The following is a 6,547-nucleotide window of genomic DNA, read 5'->3' on the forward strand; positions in this document are numbered from 1 at the left end:
CTGTTGACCTGGCAGGACAGCAGCGCCCCGGCCTTGGCGCTGGGCGACCTGGCCCTGGAAGGCATCGTGGAGAACAGCCACTTTGCCAAGTTCGACCTGTCCCTGGACCTGGGAGAAGTGCAGGGCATCATCATCGGCACGTTGGAATACGCGATCGCGTTGTTCGATGAGTCGACAATGCAGCGTTACGTCGGCTACTTCACCCGCGTGTTGCAGGCCATGGTCGATAACGACCAAGCCGTACTGGAACATACACCACTGGTGGATGAGCGTGAGCGCCAGCACCTGCTGTTCGACTTCAACGCCACGCAGGTGGATTACAACCTCGACCAGACCCTGCATGGGATGTTCGAGGCCCAGGTGGAACGCACGCCCCACGCGGTGGCGGTCAAGGCCGGTGACCAGCAACTGACCTACGCCGAACTCAACGCACAGGCCAACCAGCTGGCCCATCACCTGCTGGAACTCGGTGTGCAGCCGGGCTCACGGGTGGCGATTTGCGTGGAGCGCGGCCTGGAAATGGTGGTGGGCCTGTACGCGATTCTCAAGGCCGGTGCCGGTTATGTACCGCTGGACCCGGCGTACCCGCTGGACCGCATTGCCTACATGCTCCAGGACAGCGCGCCGCAGGTGGTGCTGGCCCAAGGCACTACGCACACGCTGGTGCGTGAGGTGCCGGTGGTCGACCTGGACTGCCCGACCTGGCAACACCTGCCCGCCGACAATCTTCACGTGCCGAGCCAGACGGCGTACGTGATTTACACCTCCGGCTCCACCGGTCAGCCCAAGGGCGTGATCAACGAACACGCCGGGGTGGTCAATCGCCTGCTGTGGATGCAGGACGAATATGGGCTGACGGCTGACGATACGGTGTTGCAGAAAACCCCGTTCAGTTTCGATGTGTCGGTGTGGGAGTTCTTCTGGCCGCTGTTCACCGGCGCGCGCCTGGTGATGGCGCGCCCGGGCGGGCATAAAGACCCGGCCTATCTCTGTGAGGTGATCGAGGCGGAACACATCACCACCTTGCACTTTGTGCCGTCGATGCTCGACGTGTTCCTCGCCCACGGCGACGTGAGCCAGGCAGCCGGGCTGGTACGGGTCATGTGCAGCGGTGAGGCGTTGCCGGGCAGCCTGGTGCGACGCTTCAAGCAGCAACTGCCGGGCAGCGAGTTGCACAACTTGTACGGCCCCACCGAAGCCGCGGTGGACGTGACGGCGTGGAACTGCGCCGGGCCGGTGACGCCGGACAACACACCCATCGGCAAGCCGATTGCCAACACCCGCATGTACCTGCTCGACGGGCAGTTGCAGCCCGTACCGCTGGGCGTGGTGGGCGAACTGTTTATCGGCGGCGTGCAAGTGGCACGGGGTTATCTCAATCGGCCTGAGTTGACCGCCGAACGCTTCCTCGACGACCCCTTCAACGCTGGACGCATGTACCGCACCGGGGACGTGGGTCGCTACCTGCCCGACGGCACGATCGAATACCTGGGGCGCAATGACGACCAGGTGAAGATCCGTGGCCTGCGTATCGAACTGGGGGAAATCCAGGCGCGACTCACCGAGTTTTCGCAAGTGAAGGAAGCGGCGGTGATTGCCCGTGACAATTGCCTGCTGGCCTATTACACCGGTGAGCACACGGCCATCGACACGTTGCGCAGCCACTTGCTGCAGCACCTGCCGGAATTCATGGTGCCGGCGGTCTTCGTGCATCTGGAGGCGTTGCCCCTGAGCCCCAACGGCAAACTCGACCGCAAGGCACTGCCGGCACCCGGCCTGGATTCGCGGGTGGTGCGTGAATACGAAGCGCCCCAGGGCGACACGGAAATCACCCTGGCCAGCCTGTGGGCGGAGTTGCTCAATGTGGAGCGCGTGGGCCGCCACGACAACTTCTTTGAGTTGGGCGGGCACTCGTTGCTGGCGGTCAGCCTGATGGGGCGTATGCGGCGCCTCGGGTTGTCGGCGGATGTGAAGGTGTTGTTTGGCCAACCGACGCTGTCGGCCCTGGCGGCGGCACTGGGTGGCGGGCGCGAAGTGGTGGTGCCGGCCAACGCAATTGCAGGGGATTGCATCCACATCACACCGGACATGCTGCCGCTGATCCAGCTCGACCAAGCGGCTATCGACCGCATTGTCGCGTGCATCCCCGGTGGTGCTGCGAATGTGCAGGATATTTACGCTCTGGCGCCGTTGCAGGCGGGGATTCTCTATCATCACCGCGCGACCCAGGCCGCCGATGCCTACGTGTTGCAGGCGCAGTTTGCCTTTGACAGTCAGTCGCGCCTGGCCGCTTTTGCCAAGGCATTGCAGGCGGTGATCCAGCGTCATGACGTGCTGCGTTCGTCGTTCCACTGGGATGGCCTGGAAGAACCGGTGCAAGTGGTGTGGCGCTCCGCGACGCTGCGGGTCGAGACCGGGCCGTTGCCGCAACGGCTCGACCTGGGCCAGGCACCACTGATGCGCCTGGTCTGCAGCGAGGCGGCCCAGGGGGTGGTCGCGACGCTGTTGTTCCACCATTTGGTGATGGACCACATCGCCCTGGAAATCCTGCAGCACGATTTGCAGGCATTTCTGTTGGGGACTCAGGACACCTTGGGCGTGGCCGTGCCTTATCGCAACTACGTAGCCCAGACCTGGCTGGGTGTGGAGGATCACGCAGGGTTTTTCCGCGAGATGCTCGGTGACATCGATGAACCGACCGAGGTGCAGCCCCTGGGCCACAACGAACAGGCGCAACGGGCGATTGCGCTGCCACTGAGCCAGCGCCTGCGCAGCCAGGCGCGGCTTGCCGGTGTCAGCGCGGCGAGCCTGATGCACCTGGCCTGGGCCCATGTGCTGGGCAAGGTGTCGGGCCGCGAACAGGTGGTGTTCGGCACGGTGATGCTTGGCCGCCTGCAAGGGGGCGAAGGGGCCGAACGGGCCATGGGGGTGTTTATCAACACCTTGCCGCTGCGGGTGGACCTGGGAGAGCATTCGGTGCGTGATGCGCTGCGCGCCACCCATGGGCGCCTGACCCAACTGCTTAGCCACGAGCATGCGCCATTGGCATTGGCCCAGCGTTGCAGTGGCGTACCGGTGGGAACGCCGTTGTTCAGCGTGCTGTTCAACTACCGTCACAGCGCCCCCCGCGCCGGTGGAGTGGACGAGGCATGGCAAGGTATTCAATTGCTCAAGGCCGAGGAACACACCAACTATGGCTTGTCGGTCAGTGTCGACGACCTGGGCGACGGTTTCAGCCTCAAGGCCATGGGGCAGGGCGCCCGGCGTCTGTGCGATTACCTGAATGTCGCCATTGAGCATGTGGTGCAGTCACTGGAGCAGAACAGCGACATCGCCATCGGCCGCTTGCCGATACTGCCCACCCTTGAACGCGAGCAGTTGCAGGGCTTCAATGCGACCACTCGCCCGTATCCCCGTGAACACACGGTGCAACGCCTGTTCGAAGCCCAGGCCCAAGCGCGGCCTGACGCGGTGGCGGCGCTGCACGGCGAGCAACGCCTGAGCTACGGCGACTTGAACACCCGCGCCAACCGCCTGGCCCACCACCTGTTGGGCTTGGGCGTAAAGCCGGGTGACAACGTGGCGATGCTGTTGCCGCGTTCGCTGGACTTGCTGGTCAGCCAGTTGGCCATCCTCAAATGCGCCGCTGCCTATGTGCCGCTGGACATCAACGCACCGGTCGAGCGCCAGGGTTTCATGCTGCAAGACAGCGGCGCGGCTTGGCTGTTGACCCGCAGCGATACGGGCGCCGAGCATTCGGCGCAACGGCTGGACCTGGACACCCTGGCCCTCGACCCGCAACCGAGCCACAACCCGGATATGTCTCAGTCTTCGGACAAGGTGGCGTACATCATGTACACCTCCGGTTCCACCGGCACGCCCAAAGGCGTTTTGGTGCCCCATCGTGGCATCACCCGCCTGGTGCTCAACAATGGCTACGCCGACTTCAATGCCAGTGATTGCGTGGCGTTCGCCTCCAACCCGGCGTTCGATGCCAGCACCATGGACGTGTGGGGGCCGTTGCTCAACGGCGGCCAGGTGCAGGTCATCGACCCTGCCACGCTGCTCGACCCGGCTGCATTCGGCGCTGCCCTAGAGGGTGCCACGGTGCTGTTCGTGACCACGGCGCTGTTCAACCAGTACGTGCAGATGATTCCGGATGCCCTGGCCGGTTTGCGCATCCTCCTCTGCGGCGGTGAGCGCGCCGACCCGGCAGCATTCCGCACACTGCTGGCGCGGGCACCGGGCTTGCGCCTGGTGCATTGCTACGGGCCGACGGAAACCACCACCTATGCCACCACCTATGAGGTGTGCACGGTGGCCGAACACGCCGACAGCGTGCCCATCGGCGGGCCGATTTCCAACACCCGGATTCATGTGCTGGATGCGCAATTGCAGCCGGTGCCGTTGGGCGTGAGTGGCGAAATCTGCATCGGTGGCGACGGCGTGGCCATCGGCTATCTGAACCGGCCTGAGCTGACGGCCGAGAAGTTCGTGGACGACCCCTTCAATCCGGGTCGCCTGATGTACCGTACCGGCGACCTCGGGCGCTGGACGGCGGAGGGCCTGCTGGAGTGCATCGGGCGTAATGATCACCAGGTGAAGATCCGTGGTTTCCGTATCGAGCTGGGCGAGATCGAAGCGCGCCTGGCTGCCTTCGCGGGCATCCAGGACGTGGTGGTGCTGGCCCGTGAGGACGTGCCGGGCGACAAGCGTCTGGTGGCGTATTTCACGTGGGCGGGCGACCCCGTCGGTGTTGAGGTTGTGCGTGCCCACCTGCACGGCCAGTTGCCGGAGTACATGGTGCCGTCGGCCTTTGTGCCGTTGGCCCAGTTGCCGCTGACCGCTAATGGCAAGGTCGACCGCAAAGCCTTGCCGATGCCGGTGATGGATGCCCAGGCCGGCCGTGATTTCGAGGCTCCGGCTGACGCGCTGGAGCAGACCTTGGCGTCGCTATGGGCCGAGGTGCTGAAGCTCGAGCAAGTGGGGCGCCATGACAGTTTCTTCGAGTTGGGTGGGCACTCGTTGTTGGCGATTCGCTTGGTCAACCTGATGGAAGAAGCAGGCTTGCAGGTGTCGCTGGCGGAGTTGTTCCAGCATGCCAGCGTGGCGTCCATTGCCGCGATGCTGCGCCAGCGCACCGATGAGCCGGTGCGTGAAACGTCGGTGATCACGGTGCGTGGCGCCGGTTCGCAACCGCCGCTGTTTCTGGTGCACGAGTTCAGCGGTATGGACGTGTATTTTCCGGCGCTGGGCCAGCACCTGCCGGGCGACTATCCCATCTATGGCTTGCCGGGTATTGCCCTTGGCGAGCCGCACCTGAACACCCTGGAAGGCCTGGCAGCACGCCTGGTCGGCTTGATTCGGGGCCTCCAGCCCCACGGGCCTTACCGGATCGCCGGTTGGTCGTTCGGTGGTGTGTTGGCGTATGAGGTCGCCATGCAACTGCTGGGGTTGGACGAGCCGGTGGCGTTTCTCGGGCTGATCGACAGTTACGTGCCGCGCATGACCGACCAAGGTAAGGCGCGTTGGAGCGGTGCGGATGCACTCAAGCGCCATCTGCTGTTGCAGTGCACCGCGTATTGGAAAAACCAGGGAGGTGTGAATGAGCTGGCGAGCCTTGAGCAATTGGAGGCAGGCATTGGACAGCTGGACTTTGCGGGCTTGCTGCAACGCTGTCGCGATCAAGGTCTGCTATACGCGCAAATGGCGGAAGCGGCTGACACGGACCTCTTGAATTTTATCGAGCGGGAAGTCGGGCATGGGCATGCGCTGGCACATTACAGCCTGTTCCCGCTGCCGGTCCCGGTGCATCTGTTCAGCGCGCAAGAGCGGCCCACGGAACTGTCGCGGCGCAGTCCGTCCTTGGGCTGGAGCGACGCCTTGGCGCCAGGGCAGTTGCGTCAGGTAGACGTGCCTGGGGATCACCAGAGCATGATGCAGGTCCCGCATATTCAGGCCTTGGGCCGCGCACTGAACGAGGCGTTGGCCACGTGTGTACCTGTCAGTGAAAGCCATCATCAACCCTTGCTGCGGATTCAAAGCGGCCGGGCTGGGCATGCCCCAGTGTTTTGCGTGCCGGGGGCGGGTGACAGCGTCACTGGATTCGTCGGCTTGAGTGAGGCACTGGGGTGCGACTGGCCGCTGTATGGCTTGCAGCCCCGTGGCCTGGACGGCGAAGCGGTACCCCACAGCCAAGTGGAAGCGGCAGCGCAGTGTTACCTGGCTGCGCTGGAGCACGAATGCCCGGTGGGGCCGGTGCATCTGGTAGGACATTCGTTCGGCGGCTGGGTGGCGCTGGAGATGGCGTTGCGCTTGCAGGCGGCGGGGCGTGAAGTGGCGTCGCTGACGGTGATCGACAGTGAATCGCCTGGTGGCAATGGTGTGGTGGGGCGGCCGTATACCTCGACGGCGGCGCTGCTGCGTTTGATCGAGGCGATGCAATTGTCGGCCGGGAAGTCGCTGGGGATCGACCCGTCGGACTTTGCCGGACGCGATGAAGTGGCCCAGCGGCAGTGGTTGCATGCGGGGATGGTCGGTGTGGGGT

The 6,547-nt window shown here is 64.3% G+C and carries 1 protein-coding gene; it reads left to right on the plus strand.

Annotation, left to right across the window (positions count from 1 at the left end; translation table 11 throughout):
• Positions 1–6,547 (plus strand): amino acid adenylation domain-containing protein (locus ACRESD_RS24220; protein WP_431753217.1); only part of this gene is annotated, 6,547 nt, incomplete at both ends.

It is taken from the genome of Pseudomonas sp., assembly GCF_050739995.1.
Taxonomy (GTDB): domain Bacteria; phylum Pseudomonadota; class Gammaproteobacteria; order Pseudomonadales; family Pseudomonadaceae; genus Aquipseudomonas.